Below are 25,428 nucleotides of genomic sequence, written 5' to 3'. Positions count from 1 at the left end.
TTATGCGTATTGTGATTGCCAGCGGCAAGGGCGGCGCAGGAAAGACCACCGTGACCGCCTGCCTTGCCGGACAGTGGGAGCGCGATCTGCTGCTTGTGGATGCGGACGTGGAAGCGCCCAATCTGCACCTTTTGCTGCACCCGAACCTCGCTGAGCCGGAACCGGTATATCTTGAAGTGCCGGAACTGGTGGAGGAAAAATGCACGGGCTGCGGCGCATGCCGCCCCATGTGTTCCTACGGGGCCATTGCCATGATGGGCGCAAAGCCCATGTATTTTCAGGATATGTGCCACGGCTGCAGCGGCTGTTTTGAGGTGTGCCCGGAACAGGCGCTGCGCGTGGCGCAGCGGGAGCTTGGCGCCTTGTTGCTGGGTTCTGTATCCGCTGGCGGTAAAACAATGCCCTTCCTCATGGGCCGTACCCGCGTGGGAGAGGCCATGACTCCGCCGCTCCTGCGCGCGCAGGAACGCAAGCTGGCAGAGCTGCTTGCGGGGCATCCTTCTGACGTGCTCATGGACGCCCCCCCCGGCGTAAGCTGCCCGGCCATGACAGCGGCGCGTGGCGCGGATGCCGTGTTGCTGGTGGCGGAACCAACGCCTTTTGGCTTTTATGATTTCAAGCTGGCGCACGCGGCTTTTGCGCAGTTGGGGCGGCCCGTTGCCGTGGTGATGAACCGCGTGGGCATGGAAGGCAACGCCGATTGCGAGAATGAGCTGCGCGCATGGTGTGCGGGTGCAAAACTGCCCATACTGGCAGAACTGCCCTTCCAGCGCGAGGCCGCCCACGCCTATGCCCACGGCTTGCCCCCCACGGAAGCGCAGGGCGCGACGGGCCAGGAATGGCGGCAGCGCATTGCAGAACTTGCCTCCAGACTGCGGGAGTTTGCCAAGGGGGCCAACAATGCGTGAGATAGTTGTTATCAGCGGCAAGGGCGGTACGGGAAAAACCACCGTCTGCGCCGCATTTGCCGCACTGGCCCATGCGCAGGGGCAAAAGGCAGTACTCTGCGACCTGGATGTGGACGTGCCGGACATGCACATTCTGCTGAATCCGCAGGTGCAGCAGAAGGAAGTTTTTATTTCCGGCAATACGGCCCGCATCAATCCTGACCTGTGCACAGCCTGCGGGCGTTGTGCCGAGCTGTGCCGCTTTGACGCGGTGCGGTTTAAAGATGGCGTGTACTCCATAGACGAACTGGGCTGTGAAGGCTGCGGCGTGTGCCACAAGCTTTGCCCTGCGCACGCTGTGGAATTTCCCGAACGGCGCTGTGGCGTGTGGTATGTCAGCGACACCCGTTTTGGCCCCTTTGTGCATGCGCAGCTAGACCCAGGGCAGGAAAATTCGGGACGGCTTGTGGCCCTGCTCAAGCGTCAGGCCCGGGACAAGGCAACCCAAATGGGCGCAGACCTTGTGCTGTGCGATGGATCGCCGGGTGTTGGCTGCCCTGTGATCAGCTCCCTTTCCGGCGCGGCCTTGGCCGTGGCGGTTGTTGAGCCAACGCCTTCGGGGCGGCATGACTTTGCCCGTGTGGCGGAGCTGTGCGCGCATTTCCGTATTCCCGTGGCGGTGCTCACCAACAAGGCCGACCTGAACGCGGATGAGGTGGCCCGCATACACGCAGTGGCCGATGAGGGCGGGCACCATGTGGTGGGCGAGTTGCCCTTCAGCCCGCTGGTCACGCAGGCCATGGTGCGGCGGCAGGCCCTGACCGAAGAAATTTCACCCCTTACCAAACCCCTGGCCGAAACTCTGGCAGCAGCCTGGGAGCGCGTGTGCTCTCTGGCATCGCAACCGGGGCGGCAGGGCGACATAAAACACCTGTAAAAGGAAAGCATCATGAGCAAGACTATTCTGGCAATTCCTTCTCAAATGCCCGGCGGCATGGATTCCGGCATGGGTATGCATTTTGGACATTGCGACATTTACACCATCGTGGAACTGGAAAACGGTCAGGTCGCTGCCCAGTCCACCCTTGAATCCATCCCGCACCAGCAGGGCGGGTGCATGGCTCCTGTGCAGTATCTGGCCTCCCACGGCGTCAATGCGCTTCTGGCTGGCGGCATGGGCATGCGCCCCCTCATGGGCTTCAACCAGATGGGCATCAGCGTGTATTTTGCAGGCAACCAGCCCACCGTGGGCATGGCCGTGCAGGCATTTTGCCAGGGCAAACTGACGGAGTTCACCCCCGAGCATACCTGCGGCGGCGGGCATTAAACCGTTATGAAACGCTCCATTCTGTTGCAGACAGGGCGGCCCGCAGTTTTTGCCGCCTTTGTGGAGGAGCTTGAGCGTCAGGGCTGCGCCGTAACGACAGTTGCCGATGCAGAAGCCTGCAAAAAAAGCGTCCAGGGGCATGCCCCAGCGCTGGTGGTGCTGGATTCCGCCTCGCAGGAGCAGGCGAAGCAGGATGTCATCGACATCATGCGTGTGAACGCACTGGTGCATACGGCGGTTGTCAGCGATATGCCGGAAGATGTTTTCCATGACGTCATGGAAGGTCTGGGCATTCTTGCCTCGCTGCCAACCTCTCCTGCAGCAGAAGATGCGCGCCGCGTGACGCGCCTGCTGACGGAGCTTCAAGCCTGATAAAATAATAGCCGCATGCGCGGCAGGCTTTACTGTTCCCGCAAACCATTGTCCGTACCCTTGGTTTGCACGGCGCCTTGGGCGCGCGCTGCCTGCGCGCAAGCAGCCTCCGGCCCACGGGAAGCATGGCCGGGCCTGAACCGGGTTTACCCCTCCCGTTTTTGGCTCGGCCATGCGCAGAGCGGCAGATGTGCATGGCTACGGCTTGCGCCACTTGCGCGAGGCGTGGCATTGGCTTATTCTCAAATAAAACCATATTACTGGGGAATTATGCCAAGACCTTGCCATTGCAGGCGCGTAAGCGCCCTGCCAAAAAACAGATGTTTCAAGCCCAACGGTATTCCCCTGCACGAACTTGAAGAGGTTGTGCTGTCGCTGGATGGCCTGGAAGCCCTGCGGCTGGCTGATTTTGAAGACCTGAACATGGATGCCGCCGCAGCCCGCATGGGTGTTTCGCGGCATACCTTTGGCAGGCTTTTGCGGCGCGCGCGCCGCAGCGTGGCTCAGGCTCTTGTGCAGGGGCAGGCCCTGCGCATTGAGGGCGGGGTGTGCGCTGTGGATGCAACTGCCGGGGGGGCGGAAAGCGAGGATGCCATGCCGGGCGGGCTGGTGGTAGCTGTGCCGAGCATTGCCCCCGGCGGGCCGGATGCTGCGCCCAACGCGCATTTTGGCCGATGTCAGTTCTATACCCTTGCCAGGGTGGAGGACGGCAAGATTGGGGAGGTCAACATTCAGCCCAATCCCATGCATCAGGGCGGGGATTGCGCCGGGCCAGTACAGGCCTTGCTGCGTCTTGGTGTTGGCGCTCTGCTTGCGGGCGGCATGGGCATGCGGCCCCTGCGGGCTTTGCAGGAGGCTGGTATAGCCGTGTATTACAATGCCAATCTGCCCACAGTGGCAGACTGTCTTAACGCCTTTGCTGCGGGCAGGCTTGTTCCTTTCGGCCCTGGGCATCTTTGCCAGGGCGGTTGCGCTTCTGAACGGTAGAGCCGTGCAGGTCGCGGCAAAGGCCCGCAATTCCCGACCGTTCAGAAAGCGCCCTTGGTGATAACCCGGCGGAAAGCCGCCGGGAACAACGTCAATATGCTCTAAAACGCGTAAAGAAAGCCCCCGCTCATTGAATACTTGTTGTTGCGCTCAACCATGGGGCTGTCGGTTATTTCCTGTCCCAAAAACTGGCTTTTACCACTCACAAATGCGCTCCAGCTTTCTGTAAGGCCGACCCGTAACGTCAGCTCGGCATATGGTGAGAGGGCTGATTCCGGCGAGTAGTGGCTCAGTCCGCTGGCCCGCGCCTCGCTTTTGCTCACGCCGTAATAATAGTCGTTGTAGTTCACGTCGGTCCACTGCACACCCGCTGTGGGAATTAGCGACATGTTGGCAAAGCGGATGGGGTAGGAATAGGAGGCATCGGCCATCACGCCCTTGTTCACACCCAGCGCATCGGTGGAAAGGGTGGCTGCCAGCACGCCAAGTTCGGTGCGCAAGCGGTAGTTGATGCCGGCCATGGCCGATGCATAGCGGTCATCAAGCTTTTTCATGCCCGAGTTGTCGCTCCATGAGGCATAAAAATGCTGCGGCAGATACGAAAGCTGCACGTTGACTTCATGGTATTCGTTCTTGAACAGGTGCACGCCGCCGCTCAATCCCCGCAAATACAGATACTCGCCTTCATATCCCAGCAAGGGCAGGGCCGTGCCCAGCCTTTCCACTCCCTTGTATTCCGAGGTGGAAACAGTGCCGCCAATGCCGAGGTTGAATCCCCAGCGGCTGCTGTCGTTTTTGCCTTCTTCCGCAATGGCAGAAAAAGCCGTTAAAAGAAGAATGGTTAATGTCGCCAGATACGACAATCCCCGTATTTTCATGAACCCTCCCGTGCAACAAAGCCATTGCACTTTTCATGGAAAATCTGTAATCAATCGATTACTCAAAAGTAGCCTCATGAAACCAACTGTGTCAAGTCGCAGCAACCATAGGGGATAGCAATGGCTCCTGAACGTAAACCAGCCACGGGCCCGCAGCGTAAACGCAATGCCGCAGAAACCAGAAACCGTCTTTTGCAGGCGGCGCGACGGCTCTTTGCCAAAGCCAACTACGGCAACGTCGGGATACGGGAAATCGGCGCGGCGGCAGGGGTAAACCCGGCACTCATCAGCCGCTATTTTGGCTCAAAAAGGAATCTTTTTCTTGAAGTGGCGTCCATTCTGAATTCAGAAGGCATTGAGGCCCTGCCTGATGTGCCGCCTATGGAAAAAACCAGTATGGCCATGGGCAGCATTCTCTCTGGCGGAGCGCAGAGTGCATGGGCCACAGATTTTCGCATCACGGCCCTTTCTGCGCTGGATCCCAATGTTTCGGACGTGATGGCAAAAACGTACGACAACATCCGTCAGCAGATCATGGAGGTCCTGCCCGGTGAACAGGCCGCCACGCGGGCAGAGCTGATACTAGCGCAGATCATGGGGGCCTCAATGGTAGTCAATCTGCTGCGGGGAGCTGATTCGCCCAGGATCGACATTGAGTACATGAATAAATTTTATGCAAAGCAACTGGCAGAACTGTTCGCGTGCGAATCCTCTGACTAAGCTGCGCCAGCTCCGCGACTTTTGGTCAGGCAGTGATGCGGCAACTTGAAGCCTAGTAACGCCCGTCGCGGAAGCCTCGCTCTGCGGCGGCGCGCTCGGCAGCATCGGCCAGGGGTGCGGGTACAATGGTCTTGCCGATGGGGCAGAGGGCCAGCGCCGCTAGTTTGACGTGCTGCCACGCAAAAGGAATGCCGATTATGGTTACCGCGCACATGACGGCGGAAACCAGATGCCCAAGGGCAATCCACACGCCAGCCAGCAAAAGCCAGATGATGTTGCCTACCGTGCCCCACGGGCCGGTGCCCACATCCTGCCTGCCAGTGAGCACATCGCGTGCAACGGGCATTTTGCCAAAGGGGAAAAAGGCGAAGTTGCCCATGACAAAGCATGCCCTGCCCCAGGGAATGCCCACGATGGAAATAAAGCAGAGCACCCCGTATATCCACCACACAAGGCCCATGAGAATGCCGCCGCACAAAAACCAGATGGCGTTTCCAAGGCAACTTATGGCGCTGTTCATGATATCCTCCTGAAGTGGGCCGTGCGGTATTCTTGCGGCCATTGACGGCTGATTATGTCAACGCAATGCGAAAAAGAAAAGCAGTTTGAAACGAAAAGGCCGCCCGGTGATGCCGGGCGGCCCTTTATAATCTGGGCTAGAGCAGATAAATAATGGCATGCTCTAGAAATTGATGATGACCTGTTCCTGTTCGTCATCCTTGGAGCGGCGGGCTATCTCGCCGATGCACCATGCACGCAGCTTGAAGGCCTGGATGCGGTTGATCGCTTCCTCGGCCTGATCGGCGGGCACCACCAGCACATAGCCGATGCCGCCGTTGAATATTTGCAGAATTTCCGGCCAGCTGAGGTTGCCCGCTTCCTTGAGCCAGTTGAAGACGGGGGCCATCTGCCAGCTGCCAAAATGAATGCGCGCTTCCACCTGTGCGGGCAGCACGCGGGGAATGTTGTCGTAAAAGCCGCCGCCGGTGATGTGGGCCATGCCCTTGACGTTCATGTCGCGCAGCAGGGAGCGCACCGCTTCCACGTAGATGGTGGTGGGCGTCAGCAGCACATCGCCAACGCTGGCTCCATCCCCGCCGGGGAAGGGATCGGTGAGGGAAAGGCCGCTCTGGTCAAGCACCTTGCGGGCCAGGGAAAAGCCGTTGGAGTGCAGGCCAGAGGAGGCGATGCCGATGATTTTGTCGCCCACCTGAATGCCGGAGCCGTCAATGAGCTTGGCATTATCCACAATGCCCACGCAAAAACCGGCAAGGTCATACTCGCCTGGCGCGTACATGTCGGGCATTTCAGCGGTTTCACCGCCAAGCAGGGCGCATCCGGACTGGCGGCAGCCCTCGGCTACGCCGCCAATGACGGTCTGGGCGGTTTCTACGTCAAGCTTGCCGGTGGCAAAGTAGTCAAGAAAAAACAGGGGGTTGGCACCCTGAACCAGAATGTCGTTGACACTCATGGCCACAAGGTCGATGCCCACAGTATCGTGCTTGTTGCAGGCAAAAGCCAGTTTGAGCTTGGTTCCCACACCATCGGTGGAAGAAACAAGCACAGGTTCGGTCATGCCGTTGAGGTCAGGCCGGAACAGGCCGCCGAAGCCGCCAATATCGGAAATGACGCCTCTGGTCTGCGTGCTCTGAACCATGCCTTTGATGCGTGAAACAAGAGCGTTTCCCGCCTCAATATCAACGCCTGCCTGAGTGTAGGCTTTTGCGCGGTCGCTGGACATCCGTTGCCTCCTTTGAATCTGCGCTACATACCACAGGTTCTTTCAAACCCCAAGCGACTTTTTGAGGCCCTGCCCGCGTGTTTTTTCATAGACCGGCCCGCCCGCCACTGCTAGAATAAAGCCGGAGGGGTAAGGAGCGTGCCATGCGTAGATATGCCGGATTGTATATTTTCTGCGCCGTACTGACGTTCGTTTGTTCCGGCGCGTCCCTTGCTGCGGATGGCGCTGCGGAATACCGCGCGCCTGTCTCGGGTGTAAAGCTTGGCCCTGTGCAGGCGGTCCAGCCTGAGCCGCCTGCTGCGCCAGGCCAGCCATCTGTAGAGAAACCAGATGCGCCGCAACATCCTGACCCGCAGCCGGGGCAGCAGCCTGGGCAACCGGTGGGCCAACAGCCAGGCCAACAAGCGGCTGGGCAGTCACCCGCTTTGCAGTCTGCCGCCCCCGGGCAGCCGACCCCCTGGCCCGGTGCAGGGGGCATGGCTCCCTATTCCTCTTTTGGTTCCCTGCCGGGGCCAGCGGAGGCTCCTGCCCCCGCTCCCGCACCCTCTGCGGCTCCTGTGCCAAATCCTGCGGCCGTGCCGCCGCCAGCGCCTGCCCCCGGCTTTGCCCCCGAGTATGCGCCAGGTTATGGGCCTGGCTATGCGCCTTATCCTGCGCCCGCGCCAAGCTGGCAGGGACAGGGCGGCAGCGTTGTTTCAGGCACGGGGCAGCTCCAGGGTGAAAATTTTAACGACAGGGGCATCGCGACCCAGTATCGGGATCCGCAGACTGGCGACATCATTACCTCTGTCGTGCCGCCCGCTCCCCCGGAACAGCAGAATTACGGCACTTTTTTTGTGGCCCCGCAGATTTACCCCGATGGCAACCACTGGGGGCCCAATCCGTATGGGCCCATGCCCAAACCCGGCGGTCCTGTGTGGCCGGGGCAGCAGAACATGCCTTCGGTTATCTGGCAGCCCGCGCCGCAGCCAGACCATAACAGGCCTCGCCATGACGACAGGCGGCATGATGACAGGCGTTATGACGATCGGCGCTATGACGACCGACAGTATGATAACCGACGGTATGATGACAGGCCGCACGATGGCCGTTACGACGGCCCGCGCCGCGATCAGCATGATTCGCGCGATGGTGGCTACAGCGGCCCCGGCAGGCCCCGCGACAACAGCCATGACCAGCGGGGAGACGACAGGTATAACCCGCGCCCCGGCAGTCAGGGCGATTCACAGTATGACCAGCGCGGCGCCGACAGGGGCCGTGATGGAAGGGAGAGGCGTTGAGCATGCTTGCCGCGCTTTGGGATTCTCAGCCTGACGGCACTGTTGTGTGCCGCCTGTGCGCTCACCGTTGCCGCCTGCGCAAAGGGGCCAAGGGCATTTGCGGGGTGCGCGTCAACATGCGGGGGGAAATGGTTTCTCTGGTCAGCAGGGTTGTTACCGCTGCTGCCATGGATCCCATCGAAAAAAAGCCTCTTTACCATTTTTTACCCGGCAGCAAGATTTTTTCTGTCGGCAGCGCCGGGTGCAACTTTTCCTGCCATTTCTGCCAGAACAACAACATAGCCCATGTGCCGGAAAACGGCCTTGTGCCCGGCAAGCGCGCTGCGCCAGAAGACCTGCTGGCTCACGCTCTGGCCAACCACGCCCAGACCCTGGCCTTTACCTACAACGAGCCTACGGTCTTTTTTGAGCTGCTGTACGAGACAGCGGGTATGGCGGCCAAAAAGGGTATACGCAGCGTGCTTGTGACCAACGGCTATATGTCCAAGGATTGCCTGACGGCCCTCAGCCGGTGCATCTGCGCCGCCAATGTGGATCTGAAGTCGTTCAGCGAGGCCTTTTACCGCAAATATTGCGGCGGGCACCTTCAGCCTGTGCTGGAGAATCTGAAAGCCATCAAGAAGCTTGGCTGGTGGCTTGAGGTCACAACCCTTGTCATCCCCGGTCTCAACGACGGGCAGGCGGAGATGGAAGCGCTGGCGGCTTTTATTCGCGACGAGCTGGGGCCGGATACTCCATGGCATGTGACGGGGTTTCACGGCGCGCACCTGATGATCGACCATCCGGACACGCCGCTGGCAACACTTGAAGCCTGTTGGCGCATCGGGCGCGAGGCTGGCCTGAATTACGTTTATATAGGGAACACGCGCAGCCCTCTGGGCAGCAATACGTTTTGTCCAGAATGCAATGCGCTGGTTATTGAACGGAACGGATACGACACGCGGGTGCGGGGCGCAGAAGGCAAGTGCCCCAAGTGCGGCGTGCAGATCCCGGGAGTCTGGAAATAATGATTCTTGTGTATACAGGTGACGGCAAAGGAAAAACCAGCGCCTGCGTGGGGCAGACCGTGCGTGCCCTGGGGCAGAATATGGTTGTGGCCTTTGGGCAGTTTATGAAGCGCGATGGGCAGGCGGGCGAGCAGGCCATGCTTGCCAAACTGCTGGGAGAGCGCTTTTTTGCCGGAGGGCTGGGTTTTTTGCGTACCGATGCAGAGCGCCCCGCGCACCGTGAGGCCGCTCTGAGGGTGCTCGGCTGGGCGCATGAGCAGCTTGAGCAGGCCGACATGCTGGTTCTGGATGAAGCCCTGTATGCCCTGAGCGCCGGGATTCTTGAACAGCAGGAGCTGGAAGAGCTCATGGCGCTGGCTCGCGCCAGGGATTGCCATCTGGTGCTGTCTGGCCGCAGTGCGCCTGAGTGGCTGGTGGATGCTGCAGACCTTGTGACCTCCATGACTGAAATCAAGCACCCCTGGCGTACAGGAGTCAAGGCTGCGCCGGGCATAGAGTTTTAGCCGTAGCTGATTGCCCTTCAGGGTGTGTTTGCCAGTATTTGTAAAAGGAATTCGGGTATATGTCTGTATTGACCATCTATGTGGCCGGGTCTTTCAAACACAAGCACGGCGTGCGCCTTTTGGGGCGCGAACTGCGGAATATGGGCTGTTGCATGCTGGACTGGACAGACAAAGCCGTGCCCCCGCCAGGGTTGACCCCCGCCGAACGCCGCATCTGGATGGATACCGATCGTGACGGCGGCGAGGTGTACGCCTTTTGCCACAGTGCCTGCCTGACGGCGGATATGGTCATCTATTACGGTGCTTCCGGGCAGGATGCCGGGGTGGAGGTGGGGCTGGCCGCCGGGGCTGGAGTCCCTGTGCTGGGTATTCGCGGCCCGCTGGAAGGGCCGGGGCTGATGCTGCACGGGGCTGTCAGCGGATGGGTTGACAGCGCGGAAGAAGCGCTGGACGTTGTGGGCGCCTTGCTGGCTTACGCCGATGCCGACTGGAAAGATTTTGAAGTCGAGCCGAACCCGGTTTTGCGCCGCATGGGCGAGAAGCTGCTGGAGCGGGCTGATAAAAAAATATAATATTCAGCCGATAGTTAACGCCTTTTTTCAAAACGGGCATCGCCGTTTTCCAGTTCTGCCGCGCGTGTCCACCCCAGGTGAGCATAAAATCCAGCGGCGCGGCTACTTCCATCTGTTTCGAGCCACATCATTTCATGCCGGGCAGGCAAAAAGGCCTCCAGCTTCTCCAGCAACTGCTTGCCCACGCCTTTATTCTCCCACTCCGGGCGCACAAAAAGCGCAAAAACGCTGCCGTCTTCCGCATCCGCAACGGCAAAGCCCATACTCACGCCTTCCGCCTCGCAATCCACGTGCATTCATTCTCGTTAATAAGGTCGCCGATGTCAGCGGTGGTAGCTGGCCGGATGGTCATGATTGATCCTGGGCAGCATTTTTTTGTGAGGCTGCCGCTAATGGGGAGTGGATGGTGGAAAAGCCGTATTCTGGCGGCATTCAACATTTTGCCCATCTGGCGTGGATGATTCAGAGATATGAAAATAATAATTTTGTTATATATCTGACAGTCCAAAGTTGCAGAATTGATTGCGAATTATTGATATAATGTCGATGACTTCTTTTCTGTTTTCGCCCTTCCGCAAATAGCAGGTTATATCAATGAAATTATCTCTGGCTCGTATGGGGATATATACATAGCCAGGTATGATTGAATTGACAATTCCGCGTGGAAAAATCCCCACACAGGATCCTGCTGCAATGGTTGCCAGTGCGGCGACGTATCCATTGGCACTAAAACCGATGCGCGGAATGAACCCGGCATTTTTGCATATGGCAGTCATGGTGCTGTTGTAAAATGGAAAGAACTTTTCAGACAGTGTTACAAACTGGTCGTCTTTCATCTCGTCCAGATTGAGCGTCTTTTTTCCAGAAAGCCGATGCGCAGCCGGAATGACCGCGAAAAGCTCCGCCTTATGCAGCGTTATTTGCTCAAGGCCTTCACTGTGGGCTGTGTCCGCACCCCGTGTGATTGAAATATCAATCTGATTGTTCTTTAGCGCTATAAGCTGTCTTTTTGTATTGAATTCATGAAATCTGATGTAATCCATGCTAAAATTTGCGTAGCGCAATTGTTCAATGAGGTCAAAAATCATAATACTTGGACAAAATCCAATGTTTATAACGCATTTTTTATGTGAATTTTTTAGATCAGATATAGTTTTATGAAGCGACGAGGTGATTTTTGTGGCGAGTTTGTAGAATTTTTTTCCATCATTTGTGAGAATCATGCCATCTTTTGTTCTGGAAAACAGTGGGGATCCTACAATAGTCTCTATTTCTTGCACTATTCTTGTCACAGATGGCTGAGACAGGTGTAATAAGTGTGATGCTTTTGAAATGCTCCTTGCAGATGCAACCATCATTAATGTCTTAAGATGTCTTATTTCCATGGTTGTACCTGGTGCATCAAGCGCTTGTCTTTGCAGTTGAGAGTGTGGCCATCAATAAGTAAGCATCAAATTGAAACGTAGAATGTTTTATCCAGATTTTTTTGCATTAGGAAATTTTTCGCACAATATTCCATAGTGCATAAGCCTTTTTACATGACAGTATATGTCAGGAAAATGGTTGAATCAATGTTAAACTCATATATTTGCGGTATGCATGCGGCATGCAAAAATACTATTTTACTTATCAGTATTGATGACATAGCGCATTAAAGTAGGAAAAGTTATTCAATGGCGCATTATGAAGAGGTGTGACGTGAGCTGAGCCTGTACATATATTTATATAGTGCTCGGGTCGATATCGCTGAAATACATCTTATTGTCCATGTATATGCAGCATTATCATCAATAAAAAAGGCAGACTGGAGATTTTGACGTGAGGTCATGCCCCTTTGGGCAGTAAAAATAACGTGCACGCGATGCGGGGATCAAAATATGCGGTTGTCCACAAAACTTATCTTGTCATTTGCTGGCATGATTGTTGTGATTCTGGCGATTTCAACATCATCAATAATCAGTACTTCAAAATTAAATGGAAGTATCGATGATGTTGATAAGGCATATATTCCTGCTGTTATAGCTGTTGGTGATATGCATCTAAACTTTTGGACAGTGAGAGCAAATCTAACAACAATGCTCCTTGCACGCGAAGCCTCAGCCGCTGCGCGGTATGACTCAGCAATCAAAGAATCCTTACAAAAAATCGCCGAAGATCAAAAAAGATATATTGAATATACAGCGTTGTTTGATGGCGACATTGCTGCGCAGGCAAAAAAACTGATCCGGCAGATTGACGATATTTCCGCAGACATGGGAATTGTAAGGAGAAATTCGACAAAGCTTGTTGCTGAAGGAAAATTTGATGAGGCAACTGCCCTGTTTTCCGCAGAATATGGCCCCCAGTTTCGTAAGCTTGCCCCTGTCTACGCGGAGCTTGTCAACCTGACGACCCGGAGCAGCAAGGAAAATATGCTTGATGCCATAGCGCTTGGCATAATGGCAAAAAATACAGGTTTGGTGCTCAGCCTGATTGCAGTCGTCATCAGCATAATAATTACCTACCTGCTGACGCGCAGTGTTATGCGGCAGTTGGGCAAAGATCCTGGGCAGTTGAATTCGCTGGCCCGCCGCGTTGTTGATGGTGATTATGAAATCGCTGACGGCAGTGCCAGAATTGGCGTCTATGATTCAATTGTTTCAATGGTTGAATCGCTCAAAGCCCATATGGAGAAGGCGCACAATGAATCGCTGAACGCCCAGAATCAGGCTGCAAAGGCCACAGAGGCCATGCGCAATGCAGAAGAATCCGGCAAGATTGCCCAGTCAAAATCCAGCGCAATGCTTGTGGCGGCAGCGCAACTGGAAGAAGTAGCCCATGCGGTCAGCTCTGCTTCAACGCAACTTTCTGCCCAGATAGAACAGGCCGACAGGGGCGCAGTGCAAACTGCCCAGCGGCTGGGTGAAGCAGCCACAGCCATGAACGAGATGAATGCCACCGTGCAGGAAGTTGCAAAAAATGCTGGCGCTGCTTCATCCGCATCGGCAGAAACCAAGGCGAAGGCCGAGCACGGGGCCACGATTGTGGGCAACTCGCTGGAGAGTATCCAGCTTGTGCACCGCCTCTCGATGGAGTTGAAAGATGACATGGCGCAACTGAATGGGCATGCGCAGGATATTTCACAGATCATGACGGTCATTTCCGATATCGCCGATCAGACCAATCTGCTGGCCCTCAATGCTGCCATAGAAGCGGCGCGGGCAGGCGAGGCAGGGCGCGGATTTGCCGTGGTGGCGGACGAAGTGCGCAAGCTTGCAGAAAAAACCATGGCTTCAACAACAGATGTTGGGCGGGTTATCCGCTCCATTCAGGAAAGTACCACGAAAAGCCTTGTTTCAATGGATAACGCCGTCGAGCAGGTCAATACTGCTACAGAGAGCGCCAGCCTCTCCGGGCAGGCCCTGAGCGAAATTGTTGTCACCGCAGATGTTACAGCCGATCAGGCCAACGCCATTGCCACTGCCAGCGAGCAACAGTCTGCCGCCAGCGAAGAAATCAACCAGACAATCATTGAAGTTAATGAAATGTCGCGCCAGACAGCCGAGGGAATGGCCGAAGCTGCCAAGGCCGTAAGCGATCTGGCCGTGCAGGCGGGCAAGCTTGCAAGTCTTATTTCTGAGATGCGCAACGGCTAGGTCTGCAAGGATTATTGGGATCAATTTGCCAGAGTGCTGAACATTGCCTGCTGCGGAGGTGCGCCGCCGTATGGTGCACCTCCGCCATCTGAAAGCAGAAAACTGCTTCGCTTATCAATCCAGCTTTTTGTCTTCTTCAGGCTGGTTTTGTTCTCTCCTCAAAGATGCCGCTTTGCCTGCCCGTTTTGCAAAAAAAGCAAGCGGCGCGATTGTTAGCGTCGGAAATACCTTGCTGAAATTCTCTCCTCTAGCTTGAGTGGTGCCAATGGAGTCAGTTCGCCTTTACAGTTTGCTTTCTGGTTTTTCGCGGGCGCTTGGGCTTGTTTGCAAAAAGCTGACAGAACACAACCTGCGTGTGGCCTATCTGGCGCAGGTGTTAGCAGGGCATTGCGGCCTGGATCATCAGGAAAGAAAATACCTGCTTATTGCCAGCATGCTGCATGAGATAGGGACAATCCCGCTGAAGGATGGCCTGGCCAATTTTGTTTTTGAAAAAGAAGACTACTGCGTGGCTGGCTGGGTATTTTGCAGAACAGCCAAGCTTCCTGAAGATGTCTGCAACATGGTTCTGCTCAGAAAGACTCCGTGGAACGAACTGAACCCGCAGGAAGATAACGCCATAGCGGCAAACTGCATTTATTTTGCTGATGCGGTTGATGCTGAAATGCTCGCCCATCCAGAGGTGGAATTTCACCATCTGGCAGCGGCGATGCTTGAGAAAGCGGACAATTTCTCATCCATTTGGCGTGATGCCTTTGCAAAACTGGCAGAAAACAAAACCATTATTGCTGCATATCAATCATCCAGGGCGATGAATGCGTATTTGAGCAATGAATTTTGCAAAGACATTCTTTCAACCAAAAATCTCTTGATTTTGTGCGATCTGTTTTCTCAGATTATTGACTCAAAAAGTCCGTTCACTGCAACGCATTCACACGGCGTTGCCCACACTGCGCAGGAAATACTCAAGCTGACTGGTCTGGCATCAAGCGAAGATTACCTGACGATCTACATTGCAGGGCTCTTGCACGACATAGGCAAGTTGGCGGTTCCTGTGGATATTCTTGAGAAACCTGGGTCGCTTTCTGATCAAGAACGGCATGAAATAAAGCAGCATGCCGAGATTGGGATACAGCTTCTTGATTCAATCCCCGGTTTTCACTGCGTGTGCGATTGGGCCGGGATGCATCACGAAAGGCTTGATGGAAAAGGGTATCCGTATGGTCTGGGAGCAGCAAAGCTCACCTTGCCAATGCGCGTTATGGCTGTGGCTGATGTGTTTACCGCCTTGACAGAGAGCCGCCCGTACCGGGGCGGCATGGAACTGACCCGCGTGGTTGCCTGTATGTCGGCCATGGCGGAGAACAGGCAGCTTGATGCGGATATTGTGGCGCTGGTTGTAAAAAATGCGTTGCAGATCAATCAGGTGCGGTTTAGAGCGCAGCGCGATGCGGCTGCAAAATTTCTTGCCATGCGCAAATTGTGCGCATGGACTCGCGTCTAGGGCGGGTCTTTCTGCGATCTAAACGCAAAAAGCTTACCGGCGAACTTTTTCACCGGTAAGCTTTTTATTTCAAAGGGGAATGCGCTGGAGGGGAGGCGTAGCTGCCAGTTGCGGGGATCTGGAATTATCAGCGGCCTGCGCCGGGTCTAGGGCAGCTCGCGCGACTCCACATCGCCCGAACCACCGGAGCTGTTTGCTCCGCTGGGAACCGGCGTGCTGCTTGGGCTGCCGGAGGGTTCCATGCTGCCGTCCATGGGGCTCACGCCGGTGGCGTGTTCTGGCTGCATATTATCAAGCTGGCCCGCCTTTTGGGGAAACATGAGGTAGCTTGTTACGCCGGTCACGCCACCAACCCCGCGTGCGGCCTGGATGGCGAGCTGCTTTTCCGCATCATCCCTTACCACGCCAAGCAGAACCACACGCCCGGAGTTCACTTCCGTATCTATGCGGGTGGAAGAAAGCCCCTTGGTTGCAATAAGGTCTTTGCGCAGCTTGGTGGCCAGCACAAAGTTGCTGGTGTCGCTGGTGGCGGGGGTAAACCAGTGCGTGGTGACCGAGCGGGGTTTGTAGCGGTTGGCTATGGTCACAGCCTTGCCCTGCATGGTGTCGGGTATTTCGCCCACAAGGAAGACATGGCCGTAAAAACTGTATACCGCAACAGACCAGCCGCCGGAGAAGCTTTCGTCCAGCAGGGCCGTCTTGATCTTGGCAGAGAGTTCCTTGTCGTCCGACATGGTACCCATCAGGCGCTGGTCGTCATAAATGGAATAGCCGGTGTATGCGCAACCGTTGAGCAAGGTGACGCAAAGCAGCAGCAGTAGAAGCGCCAGTCGTTTCATGGAATCCTCCTGAAACCCGCGTTGCGGGCGAAGCGTCTTAACGTAGACGTTCAGCTCGTTTTTGCTGGCAGCCAGCATGGCGCAACCGCAAAAGGAGCTGAACGATTTTTATTCTTTCTCGCGGCGGATACGCGCGCCAACGGCATTCAGTTTGTGTTCAATGCTCTCATAGCCACGGTCGAGGTGGTAGATGCGCCGCACTTCGGTGACGCCCTTGGCCGCAAGACCTGCCAGAACCAAGGATGCGCTGGCGCGGAGATCGGAGGCCATCACCGGCGCGCCGGTGAGCTTCTGCACGCCGCGCACCATGGCCGTGTGGCCGGAAACCTTGATCTGCGCGCCCATGCGCATGAGCTCAAGCACGTGCATGAAGCGGTTTTCAAAAATGCTTTCTTCCACAACGCTGGCCCCTTCGGCAAGACACATGAGCGCCATAAGCTGGGCCTGCATGTCTGTGGGAAAGCCTGGGTAGGGCTGGGTTTTCACATCCGTGCCGCGCAGGGGGCCAGCGCAACGCGCCAACACGCCCTCGGGGGTGTTGGTGATCTCCATGCCCATGCTGCGCAGCTTGAGAATGACGGCTTCAAGATCCTTGAAAGGACAGTTGCGCAGCATCAGCTCGCCGCCGGTAATGCCCGCGGCCACGAGGAAGGTTCCCGCCTCAATGCGGTCGGGCATGACGGGGTATTCCCCATCGTGCAGGGAGGTAACGCCCTGAATGCGGATAACGGACGTGCCGTGCCCTTCGATTTTTGCGCCGCAGGCCCGCAAAAAGTTTGCGAGGTCAACAATTTCTGGCTCACGGGCGGCGTTTTCAAGCACGGTCTCGCCATCTGCAAGAGCTGCGGCCATGAGCAGGTTTTCCGTGCCGCCCACTGTGGGCATGTCAAAAGATATGTGCGCGCCCTTGAGCTGGCGGCAGCGGCCAATGATATAACCTTCTTCAAGCTGAAAGCTGGCGCCCATCTGCTCCAGACCCTTGAGGTGCTGGTCTACGGGGCGCGCCCCAATGGCGCAGCCGCCGGGCAGGGCCACACGCGCCTGACCTATGCGGGCCAGCAGCGGGCCGAGGCACAGAACAGAGGCGCGCATGGTGCGCACCAGGTCATATGGAGCTTCCGGCAGTAAATTGCCGGGCTGCACCTGTACCCGATGATCGTTGTATTCGCAGGTGCAGCCCAACATGTTCAGGAGCTTGATTGTGGTATGTATATCGCGCAGGTTGGGCACATTGGTGATGGTGACCGGCTCTGACAGCAGAATGCAGGCAAAAAGAATGGGCAAGGCCGCATTTTTGGAGCCGCTGACCTCAATGCCGCCAGTAAGCGGAACGCCGCCTTCAATAACCAGTTTGTCCATGGAGTGTCCCCGAAAAAATGTTTGACGCCTGACGTGCCGGAAGCGCCTGAATCACAGATGCGATATCCATGGCTTGCGAGGCGGGCAAATGGCCTGGCTGGCGGGTATTTTGCCGCCAAGCCAAGCAGCGGATGCAAGTGTAGTTACTTTTCTAGATAAAATCCAGATGAAGCTATGTGGAAAAAATGCTTGCCAAACTAAAATAACCTGCTTATAAGAATTTTCCCGTGGCGGAAGTAGCTCAGTAGGTAGAGCACCTGGTTGTGGCCCAGGTGGCCGTGGGTTCAAGTCCCATCTTTCGCCCCACAATTTTCCCGCGCCGCAACGGCGCGGGTTTTTTTTCGGAGCGTGGCGCAGCCTGGTAGCGCACCTGCTTTGGGAGCAGGGGGTCGAAGGTTCGAATCCTTTCGCTCCGACCATTTATCCAAGAAAGGGATAGTTAGACGAAAGTTTAACTATCCCTTTCTTGCGTTGAATGGGATCGCAAAGGTGTGATTTACAGAATTTCACAATTGTTGCGCAACGTTAAGAAAGTGTAGGCGATCAGCGTGTGATTTGGTAATTGGCTGGCTATTGGATGATCTGCTTCATTGCTATTTTTTTAAATGTACACTTTTGTGGAATGCGCTGACAAAAATATCAATGCAATATATTAACTTTGTAGTATTTCAATGTGATAGTAAAACTGAGTCAAAGGCGTGTTTAGCGTGGCAGGCTTTTGGGGTGCCGGATGTGAATGGTTCTGCGCCCGCGGCACAGCACGCAGTTGTCGCAAGTAGCTCGCCGTATATTCTACAGTTGCGTCACTTCCCATATTGCCAGACATTTGTCCTGGTACTGACCGGCATTCTCCGTACAGTTTTCGTTGATCAGGTCAGAAGGGGCGGGGAGGTTGAAGGGCGGCAGGCACAGGTTCAAGGGGCGCCAGCGGGTGATCTGGTCCAGATCGTAATTTTTTGTGCAATTGGTAAATGTTGTGGCGGCAAAATAGTTGATGTCACTGTTCTTTATGGTGGCCAGAGCCTTAAAAATTTCCTCAAAGCTCAAATGCACAAAGCAGTCTCGTGTCAGCAGCATGTCTGCTGCTGGCAGCGGCCCACGGCACAAATCAAGCACCAGGAATGAAAACCCTCTGCCCAATTTAATTTTATTGTTCTCTATCAAATCCTCAACGATATCTCCTCCGGTATATGTGATACCTGTAAAATCCATTGCAGAAATCCAATTGCAGTCGCCACAGGGAACGTCCAAAACACTTTTGATAGTATATTTGAGAAAGATTTTTTGCAGCTCTGGGCGCAATGTTGCAGTTTGCCGTAGTGATGACCCTGTGCCTGAGCAGCTTTCATTCCCACCAAATCCGCCGCAATGGTAAATCTGGTGAAAATCAATATCTGTTTGCGATGACAGTTCGGTCACCTGTCTGAAGTTTTGTATATAGTGCAGCAGCGGATTGATGTTTTGCGTCAGTGCTTCCGGGTGAAATCTCAGATAGTTCAGCGGCATGAAGTGTCTGTTTGGCTGATAGCCCTTGCGCGGTCCAAACTGCATATAATGCACAAGCGGGGGCATGGTGGCGGTTCTGCCCATCAGGTAGCAACGGCGGTACCATGTCTCGTCAAACAGGCCGCTTTCTTCCACCATGCGCAATTGATTTGCAGTGGGCATGGGGTAAATTGGCAGTTCTTCGCAATCAAGCGGCAGGGATGTTGGCATGGTCATGTGCAGATGCTCCGTTAGTGCTGGGTACCGCACTCCAGTGCTTGTTAGTGGCAGGATGTCGTGATCTTTTACGCCCGCAGCGCAGGCGAATGGAATCACAGGTGCTATGGGGGGCAAGCCCCGATTGATGCATTTTGCATCAGGCTGAAAATTGCCGGTTTATTATGCTCTGCCTGTGCAAGAATTTCAGCCAACACACCCGAAGGGTGATCCTGATATGTTGAACCGTTTGGCGACAAGCTTAAGATAGAGGTGATTGTGCTTTGCAGCGCCTTTTTGCTTTCTTCTTTCTTCGGATAGGTTTCATCAAAATTGTGGATGTCCTTATGTACTTCGTTGGGGATGCAGTGTCCAGACTGCTGTCCACCCGTTCGGTGTTGTAATCTGCTCTGCCAGCTTGTGGTTCTGCACGAACAATTCGCGATGCAATAATTCATGCAGGTGCGGTGAACCGAAACTCCGTTGTTGTTCTGCCAGTTTCAGCACGCGAACACGCAAACGCATCATGGCTTTTATTTCTGCATAGTCACAGAATGCAGCACATCACCCGAAGAGGCTCAGTTGCTTGGAGGCCTGCTTTTCTTCTAGCGTACTCAGGTATTGAAAAATTTGCTCAGGCTCATGCATGATGCCACGCTGCGAACAGTAGTGCCGGAAAAAGTCCATCAGGTATTTGTTGTTCGGACTACTCAATATGTATTGCGTTCCGTAGGTGCGAATGTATCTTTCCTTCATTCCGGGAAAATGACGATCAAGCTGGCTATAGAAGTATTGCCGGTTTCCATGGCGAAGAGTCATTCCCATGCCAAAGTTGATGATGCCGCGCACCCTTGCCTCGGCGCAATACTCCAAGATCCCTGCAATATTCTCTTTTGTATCATTGATGAACGGTAGAATGGGGCAAAGCCATACCACAGTCGGGATCCCGGCATCGCGTAAGCGAAGCAGCACATTAAAGCGCTCCCTTGTGGTGCTTACGTTGGGTTCCAGCTTTTTGCACAACTCTTCATCGTGTGTGGTCAAGGTTATCTGAACAACGCACTTGGTCTTTTCATTAATTTTTTGCAGCAGATCGAGGTCGCGCAATATTCGATCTGACTTTGTGATCACGGTAAAGCCAAAACCGTACTCATGTATCAGCGACAAAGCCCTTCTCACATTCCCGATTTCCATTTCAGCCGGGATATAGGGATCCGTCATGGAACCTGTGCCAATCATGCACTTTTTGCGTTTGCGCTGAAGCGCGCTCTCAAGAAGTTCTATGGCGTTTTCTTTAACTTCTATATCTTCAAATTCATGCTCCATGCCATAGCAAGCGCTGCGCGAGTCGCAATAGATGCATCCATGCGAACATCCGCGATAGATGTTCATGCCATTTTTAGCGGATAAAATTCCCTTCGCCTTCACAAAATGCATCTGTTCGTTCCCGCCTGAATATTGTGCAGCGGTGCTGTTGTCTTGACTTGACGTGTCGCGCCGTTCTTGCCATGTGCGCCAGCTATCCCCGCTGTCGGGCGTTTCCTTCGCAGGCTGGCGCAGGCAAGCGGCGGCAGAGTTTGTTCTCTGGGCTAATCTACTGCCCCGCAGGCCCGTTGCTGAATGATTTAACAAGCGGTTCCTTTTCTTGACCGTCGCGCGCCTTTGTTGGCGGGCTTTGTCTGCCCATTGGCGTCAGGCGGAAGAGCTGCCCGCGTGATGCGTTCTCCGTGTATCCCTGAAAAACCGTTCCCACGCGTTGCACATTGCCTTTAAGGTCAAGGGCGAGGCCTGTTTCCTGATTGATAAGCTTGTATAATTCCCCTTTTTCAATGACCTTCCATCGCTGATTTTTGGCGCCATGCCAAGGAAATATGATGGTGGGAACTCCATTGTATTTTTTGCTTTCAGATGAATCCAGAACCATTGCCAGCTTGGGCGCAATAATTTTGTAGTTGTCGTTGGCGAGGTGCTCAAAGCGCCAGATGCCCGCCTGCTCGTTCTGTCCGAGTGTAACCCGCTCCCTCACGGTCATGCCGCTGGAAACTACTGCCAGATCGCTGTCTGCCATCTGAATGAGGTAGTCGCCATCCGCAATTACAGCGGCAAGGGCAACCTGCGGAAGAATAAGGGAGGCGGTCAGCAGTATCGCCAGGCTAGAGCATGCGGCGATGCCTGAAATTTTTTTCATGACTTTCTGGATGTTCTTCATGGGGGCTCATCACAGGGCAAAGTGCCGTTGTACGTGGCTGCCTGCTGGCAGGAAGAGGGGCAAGGGAACTGATCGTATCCAGTATCGTGCGCTGCAGGTATCTGTTTGGTATTTAGCTCAGTTTTAATAAACTGGTCTAGATATTTGTTACAGTTGACTGCCAAGCAGTACTGTCTGTGACGACACATGTACGAATCATTTTGGTAATGTCATTGTCAAACTTAATTAACAATTTTGTTCTGATAAAAAAATAATTTATTCTCTATTATACGATGTTGTGGAAGAAATATTTGTAAATTTTATCGTCAAGTAGTCTATGTCGTGTCAAATTTTTTATAGTAAACATGAGAGTCTGGTGTGGTGCTGTGTTGTAAAGTGTAATTGAATATGGAAGATGCGCAAGTGTTGTATTTGCAAAAGGGACTGCAGGGCTTGGTGGGGAAAATTTTTTTTGGATAGCCGATACTTTCATATCGATTATATTGCTGAAAATTTAGACGAATAATTAATAAAACTTTTTTATAATTGTATCATTTTCTATTTTAAATCTAAAAACTACTTAAAATATGTTTTTAGATAAGGTACGTTTTTAAAAAATTCCCCTAAGCGTATATTTGTGATTGCCGAATATATAATAATGCCGATTTTGTGGGGGCGAGTGACTGGTTCACGCTTTATGATGCACACACAACAAGGAAGGAACGAACATGTCTAAAATTTCAACTATGCAAAAACTGTTTGGGTTAAGTTTGTTGCTTTCATTATTTACAGTTGGCGTAGGAGCATTTAGCGTAAGGGAATTGAGCAATATATCTAATGATGTTGATGAGCTGTATTCAATTCATATGCGAGGGCTTGATATAGCGAGATCCATAAACATCAGCGTGCTGCGTATTGTCCGTGAAGAAAAAAACCTCATCATAAGTACCACGGACGAAGAAAGCAAAAAACAGCTCAAATCGCTTGCGGATGAATACGCTGTTCTTGATAACTATCTTGGGGAAATAAAAAAATATTTTGTTTCAGCAGAGGGGCAAGCGATCCTTTCAAAGATGTCTGGCGTGGTCAAGGAGTGGCGGGACGTTCACAATAAGACAGTCGAGTTGGGAAAAACCACAGACCCGGCTATGAAAGCCAAGGCGCAAGAGATGTCCTTGACTACAGGCAGAGAAAAAACGCGCAATCTTGCAGCGACGATTCAGGATGTTGTTAATACAAAGATTGCTTATGCCCAGAAAGTCAGCCAGCAAAGCAAGGCGGATTTTATACTAGCCAGAAATATTACCATGGCGGGGGTTGTGGTGTCCTTGCTGCTTGGCCTTGGCCTTGGCTACCTGCTTGCCCGCAATATGCTCCACCAGCTTGGTGATGAACCTGCATCGCTTGCTGACCTTGCCCTGCGCATCGCTGGCGGCGACCTGAACGCGCAGTTTAATCCCAGCCGGAAAGAAATTGGCGTTTTTGGCGCCATGAAGCAAATGGTTGCAGCCCTCAAGGGAAAAATAGCCGAGGCCGATCAAAAGAGTCAGGAAGCCAGAGAAGAATCTGAACGCGCCCAGCAGGCCACCCTTGAGGCAGAAGCAGCACGGAAGCAGGCGGAACGAGCCAAGGCAGAGGGCATGCTGCAGGCGGCCCGGCAGCTCGAGGGCGTTGTTGAAATAGTCACCTCTGCATCGGAGGAGCTGTCTGCCCAGATTGAGCAGTCCAGCCGTGGGGCGGACGAACAGTCGAGCCGTGTGCGGGAAACAGCTACGGCTATGGAAGAAATGAACGCCACCGTGCTTGAGGTGGCAAAAAATGCGCAGCAGGCGGCGGACGTCTCCAGTCAGGCGCAGACGCAGGCGCTTGAAGGCGCAAAAATAGTCAGTGATGCCGTCAAGGGCATAGAATCTGTGCATGAACAGTCGCTGTCCATCATGGAAGATATGAACGCTCTGGGCCAGCAGGCAGAAGGTATCGGCCAGATTATGAGTGTTATCGCCGATATTGCCGACCAGACAAACCTCCTGGCGCTCAATGCCGCCATTGAAGCTGCACGGGCCGGTGATGCAGGGCGCGGATTTGCCGTGGTGGCCGATGAAGTGCGCAAGCTTGCTGAAAAAACCATGACTGCAACGCAAGAAGTGGGGCAGGCCATCAGAGGTATTCAGGAAGGCACAAAAAAGAATATTGATAATGTGGATAAGTCTGCAGAATCCATCGAAGAAGCCACAAAACTTTCAATCCGTTCCGGCGAATCGCTGAAGCAGATTCTGGAAAATGTGCACCTGGTCAACGATCAGGTGCAGTCCATAGCCACGGCCAGCGAACAACAGTCGGCAGCCAGCGAGGAGATCAATCATTCGGTGGAGCAGGTTGCCACAATTTCGTCAGAAACAGCGCAGGCCATGGAGCAGGCGGCAAAGGCAGTGGCGGATTTGGCACAGCAATCTCAGGTACTTCAGGGGCTTATCCGCGACATGAAAAATCAGGGTTAGCGGGATACTCTGGCAGAAGGCCGCTCAGCTTGCGCGGTCTTCTGCCTCGGCAAGGGATGTGTGGTGCTACATCATTTCATTGAGGCCTTGCAGATGGATTTTTGATCCAGCCACAAGCAGCACATCACCCGCCTGAACTACCGTGTCAGCCCTGGTTTTTTGCAAAATGGGGCTATCCTGGCTTTTAATGGCGAGGATGATAACATCATGCGATCTGGTCAGGGCAGCTTCCGCCAGGCTTTTGCCCACAAGAGGCGATGTATCCGAAACCAGAAACTCATCGAGCAGCACTTCATCGTTGGTGTTGCTGCGGTGCATGAAGGATTCCACCAGGGGCCGCTGAATGGCTTGGGCGATGGACTGTCCGCCGATCATGTGCGGCAGTATGACCCGGTTGGCCCCTGCGGTTTTGAGCTTGCTGATGTGGCGATTGTCGCTGGCGCGTGAAACAATGTAGAGATCGGGGTTCATGGCCCGGGCAGAGAGCACCACATACACGTTGGCGGGGTCGTTGGACATTGAAGCCACAAGAGCCTTTGCCCTGTCGAGCCCGACACGCATCATGACGCTGTCTGATGTCGCATCGCCAAGCACAAGAAAATAGCCCGCGCTCTCGATTTCTTCTGCCTTTTTGTCATCGGTTTCAACCACCACCACGTCAACGCCGTCTGCGGCCAGTTCAGCGGCCACAACCCGGCCCACCAAGCCAAAACCGCACAAAACGCAATGGCCGGAAAGTGCCGCAATTGCCTTGTCCACTCTGCGCCTCCGCATCATTTGAAATACGCGTCCTTCTGAAGCCAATTGCACAAAATAACCAATGAGAAGCGCAAAATATACTACGCCAGAAATAATAACAGCACTGGTAAGCAGCTTTCCCTGCTCGCTCAGGGGGTGTATTTCGCCGAATCCGATTGTTGAAAGGGTGATAAGCACCATGTAAAAACCGTCAAACAGCGACCAACCTTCAACATATTTATACCCAAGGCTGCCAAGTATAAATATAACAAAGAGTACTGTGCCGTTGATCATCAGCGGCCAGAATATGCCCATGCGCTGTCTGATGCGCAACAATTTTATGTAGAGCTTTTTTTTCAATTATTGCTCCATTGGTGAGCAGCCAAGCGCATCTTGCGGTGTAGCTTGCTGTTGCAAGTGTACTTACGCCACCTTCAGCAAGCATGTTTGATTTGCTTGTTGTGCTAAGTGATTTACGAGCGAATCCTCCAGAATTCAACAGAATATGGAGCATATTTGAAATATTTTTTCTTTTTATGAAAAGTCCAGAAAAAGCTCCGTGCAGCATGTCTATGGAAGTTGTGTGGAACGCTTAGTCTGCGGATGGAAAATTTTTTGCAATGAGCTCTTTTGTAGTGGCGGATTCAACTTGCAAGTGCAACACCCTCAAAGTTGAATGAAAAGGCAAGGTG

At 54.0% G+C, this 25,428-nt stretch carries 26 protein-coding genes, 2 tRNA genes and 1 pseudogene; 16 read left to right on the top strand and 13 right to left on the bottom strand.

Translation table 11 applies throughout. The features are described from left to right. Nucleotides 1-2: 2 nt before the first annotated feature. The 5 genes from NE637_RS12800 (at nt 3) to NE637_RS12780 (ending at nt 3,573) form a co-directional block, all read left to right on the top strand. A complete protein-coding gene (locus NE637_RS12800) occupies nt 3-908 on the top strand; it encodes a nucleotide-binding protein (protein WP_227118254.1) in 906 nt (301 codons plus the stop codon). Beyond that, on the top strand, nt 901-1,824 hold the full coding sequence (locus tag NE637_RS12795; RefSeq protein WP_227118253.1) for an ATP-binding protein: 924 nt from the start codon (nt 901-903) through the stop codon (nt 1,822-1,824). The genes NE637_RS12800 and NE637_RS12795 overlap by 8 nt, the downstream gene beginning before the upstream one ends. Nucleotides 1,825-1,836: 12 nt before the next feature. Continuing rightward, nucleotides 1,837-2,214: a NifB/NifX family molybdenum-iron cluster-binding protein gene (locus NE637_RS12790; protein WP_192112333.1), complete on the top strand. Its 378-nt coding sequence runs from the start codon at nt 1,837-1,839 to the stop codon at nt 2,212-2,214. 6 nt (nt 2,215-2,220) lie between these two features. Then, the gene (locus tag NE637_RS12785) at nt 2,221-2,586 is read left to right on the top strand and encodes a response regulator (RefSeq protein WP_215647981.1); all 366 of its coding nucleotides are present in this window, start codon (nt 2,221-2,223) and stop codon (nt 2,584-2,586) included. Nucleotides 2,587-2,856: 270 nt separating this feature from the next. Further along, entirely contained in the window at nt 2,857-3,573 is a 717-nt protein-coding gene (locus NE637_RS12780) for a DUF134 domain-containing protein (protein ID WP_192112335.1), read from the top strand. 101 nt (nt 3,574-3,674) lie between these two features. Here NE637_RS12780 and NE637_RS12775 read toward each other — a convergent pair whose 3' ends face one another. Beyond that, a complete protein-coding gene (locus NE637_RS12775; protein WP_215647982.1) occupies nt 3,675-4,451 on the bottom strand; it encodes a MipA/OmpV family protein in 777 nt (258 codons plus the stop codon). Nucleotides 4,452-4,571: 120 nt separating this feature from the next. On the opposite strand from NE637_RS12775, the gene NE637_RS12770 reads away from it, so the two are divergent. Further along, a complete protein-coding gene (locus NE637_RS12770) occupies nt 4,572-5,171 on the top strand; it encodes a TetR/AcrR family transcriptional regulator (RefSeq protein ID WP_192112337.1) in 600 nt (199 codons plus the stop codon). Between the two features lie 52 nt (nt 5,172-5,223). Here NE637_RS12770 and NE637_RS12765 read toward each other — a convergent pair whose 3' ends face one another. Then, nucleotides 5,224-5,691 (bottom strand): YccF domain-containing protein, encoded by a 468-nt coding sequence (locus NE637_RS12765; protein WP_192112338.1) that lies wholly within the window; start codon nt 5,689-5,691, stop codon nt 5,224-5,226. Nucleotides 5,692-5,853: 162 nt separating this feature from the next. Further along, nucleotides 5,854-6,912 (bottom strand): phosphoribosylformylglycinamidine cyclo-ligase, encoded by a 1,059-nt coding sequence (gene purM, locus NE637_RS12760; protein WP_227119522.1) that lies wholly within the window; start codon nt 6,910-6,912, stop codon nt 5,854-5,856. A 476-nt stretch (nt 6,913-7,388) separates the two neighbouring features. Between purM and NE637_RS12755 the strand changes: the two genes are divergently transcribed. The 4 genes from NE637_RS12755 to NE637_RS12740 are packed head-to-tail and all read left to right on the top strand — an operon-like array spanning nt 7,389 to nt 10,274. Next, complete coding sequence (locus NE637_RS12755; RefSeq protein ID WP_215648766.1) at nt 7,389-8,192, top strand: hypothetical protein; 804 nt, start codon at nt 7,389-7,391, stop codon at nt 8,190-8,192. Nucleotides 8,193-8,194: 2 nt separating this feature from the next. Continuing rightward, the gene (amrS, locus tag NE637_RS12750; protein ID WP_227119524.1) at nt 8,195-9,199 is read left to right on the top strand and encodes an AmmeMemoRadiSam system radical SAM enzyme; all 1,005 of its coding nucleotides are present in this window, start codon (nt 8,195-8,197) and stop codon (nt 9,197-9,199) included. Beyond that, entirely contained in the window at nt 9,199-9,702 is a 504-nt protein-coding gene (locus tag NE637_RS12745) for a cob(I)yrinic acid a,c-diamide adenosyltransferase (RefSeq protein WP_192112342.1), read from the top strand. Before amrS ends, NE637_RS12745 begins: the two co-directional genes overlap by 1 nt. 59 nt (nt 9,703-9,761) lie before the next feature. Continuing rightward, a complete protein-coding gene (locus NE637_RS12740; RefSeq protein ID WP_227119525.1) occupies nt 9,762-10,274 on the top strand; it encodes a translation initiation factor 2 in 513 nt (170 codons plus the stop codon). A 14-nt stretch (nt 10,275-10,288) separates the two neighbouring features. Here NE637_RS12740 and NE637_RS12735 read toward each other — a convergent pair whose 3' ends face one another. Both NE637_RS12735 and NE637_RS12730 read right to left on the bottom strand, forming a co-directional pair. Further along, on the bottom strand, nt 10,289-10,570 hold the full coding sequence (locus NE637_RS12735) for a GNAT family N-acetyltransferase (protein ID WP_227119526.1): 282 nt from the start codon (nt 10,568-10,570) through the stop codon (nt 10,289-10,291). A 192-nt stretch (nt 10,571-10,762) separates the two neighbouring features. Beyond that, nucleotides 10,763-11,659, bottom strand: coding sequence for a LysR family transcriptional regulator (locus NE637_RS12730; RefSeq protein ID WP_215648775.1), 897 nt, complete (start codon nt 11,657-11,659; stop codon nt 10,763-10,765). 492 nt (nt 11,660-12,151) lie between these two features. On the opposite strand from NE637_RS12730, the gene NE637_RS12725 reads away from it, so the two are divergent. The 3 genes from NE637_RS12725 (at nt 12,152) to NE637_RS12715 (ending at nt 15,413) form a co-directional block, all read left to right on the top strand. Beyond that, nucleotides 12,152-13,909, top strand: coding sequence for a methyl-accepting chemotaxis protein (locus NE637_RS12725; RefSeq protein WP_227119483.1), 1,758 nt, complete (start codon nt 12,152-12,154; stop codon nt 13,907-13,909). A gap of 70 nt (nt 13,910-13,979) precedes the next feature. Beyond that, nucleotides 13,980-14,165, top strand: a complete 186-nt coding sequence (locus NE637_RS12720; protein ID WP_227119484.1) for a hypothetical protein — start codon at nt 13,980-13,982, stop codon at nt 14,163-14,165. Nucleotides 14,166-14,198: 33 nt separating this feature from the next. Further along, nucleotides 14,199-15,413 carry an HD domain-containing phosphohydrolase gene (locus NE637_RS12715; protein ID WP_256267749.1) on the top strand — a complete coding sequence of 405 codons (1,215 nt, stop codon included), beginning with the start codon at nt 14,199-14,201 and terminating at the stop codon, nt 15,411-15,413. A gap of 146 nt (nt 15,414-15,559) precedes the next feature. On the opposite strand, the gene NE637_RS12710 is transcribed toward NE637_RS12715, so the two are convergent. Then, a complete protein-coding gene (locus NE637_RS12710) occupies nt 15,560-16,252 on the bottom strand; it encodes a BON domain-containing protein (RefSeq protein ID WP_227119486.1) in 693 nt (230 codons plus the stop codon). Nucleotides 16,253-16,360: 108 nt separating this feature from the next. Then, complete coding sequence (gene murA / locus NE637_RS12705) at nt 16,361-17,611, bottom strand: UDP-N-acetylglucosamine 1-carboxyvinyltransferase (protein WP_192112350.1); 1,251 nt, start codon at nt 17,609-17,611, stop codon at nt 16,361-16,363. 230 nt (nt 17,612-17,841) lie between these two features. Between murA and NE637_RS12700 the strand changes: the two genes are divergently transcribed. Together NE637_RS12700 and NE637_RS12695 are read left to right on the top strand one after the other, a co-directional pair. Beyond that, nucleotides 17,842-17,917 (top strand) — tRNA-His (locus NE637_RS12700). A gap of 36 nt (nt 17,918-17,953) precedes the next feature. After that, nucleotides 17,954-18,030 (top strand) — tRNA-Pro (locus tag NE637_RS12695). A gap of 373 nt (nt 18,031-18,403) precedes the next feature. Here NE637_RS12695 and NE637_RS12690 read toward each other — a convergent pair. The 3 genes from NE637_RS12690 to NE637_RS12680 form a co-directional block, all read right to left on the bottom strand. After that, nucleotides 18,404-19,333: a class I SAM-dependent methyltransferase gene (locus NE637_RS12690; RefSeq protein ID WP_227119487.1), complete on the bottom strand. Its 930-nt coding sequence runs from the start codon at nt 19,331-19,333 to the stop codon at nt 18,404-18,406. Between the two features lie 543 nt (nt 19,334-19,876). Further along, nucleotides 19,877-20,944: an SPL family radical SAM protein gene (locus NE637_RS12685; protein WP_227119488.1), complete on the bottom strand. Its 1,068-nt coding sequence runs from the start codon at nt 20,942-20,944 to the stop codon at nt 19,877-19,879. After that, nucleotides 20,907-21,521 carry an RICIN domain-containing protein gene (locus NE637_RS12680; protein ID WP_215648788.1) on the bottom strand — a complete coding sequence of 205 codons (615 nt, stop codon included), beginning with the start codon at nt 21,519-21,521 and terminating at the stop codon, nt 20,907-20,909. The genes NE637_RS12685 and NE637_RS12680 overlap by 38 nt, the downstream gene beginning before the upstream one ends. Nucleotides 21,522-22,228: 707 nt before the next feature. On the opposite strand from NE637_RS12680, the gene NE637_RS12675 reads away from it, so the two are divergent. Next, entirely contained in the window at nt 22,229-23,998 is a 1,770-nt protein-coding gene (locus NE637_RS12675; protein ID WP_306804724.1) for a methyl-accepting chemotaxis protein, read from the top strand. 66 nt (nt 23,999-24,064) lie between these two features. On the opposite strand, the gene NE637_RS12670 is transcribed toward NE637_RS12675, so the two are convergent. The 3 genes and pseudogenes from NE637_RS12670 to NE637_RS12665 form a co-directional block, all read right to left on the bottom strand. After that, nucleotides 24,065-24,757 (bottom strand): potassium channel family protein, encoded by a 693-nt coding sequence (locus NE637_RS12670; RefSeq protein ID WP_227119490.1) that lies wholly within the window; start codon nt 24,755-24,757, stop codon nt 24,065-24,067. A gap of 99 nt (nt 24,758-24,856) precedes the next feature. Continuing rightward, a pseudogene (locus NE637_RS15905) lies at nt 24,857-25,030 on the bottom strand (potassium channel family protein); the annotation flags it as partial. Beyond that, nucleotides 24,975-25,304, bottom strand: a complete 330-nt coding sequence (locus NE637_RS12665) for a hypothetical protein (protein WP_225529929.1) — start codon at nt 25,302-25,304, stop codon at nt 24,975-24,977. The gene NE637_RS12665 and the pseudogene NE637_RS15905, both read right to left, overlap by 56 nt. Nucleotides 25,305-25,428: the final 124 nt, after the last annotated feature.

This window comes from Desulfovibrio desulfuricans, assembly GCF_024460775.1.
GTDB lineage: Bacteria > Desulfobacterota > Desulfovibrionia > Desulfovibrionales > Desulfovibrionaceae > Desulfovibrio > Desulfovibrio desulfuricans_E.
This window is presented reverse-complemented; position numbering and strand designations above follow the sequence as displayed.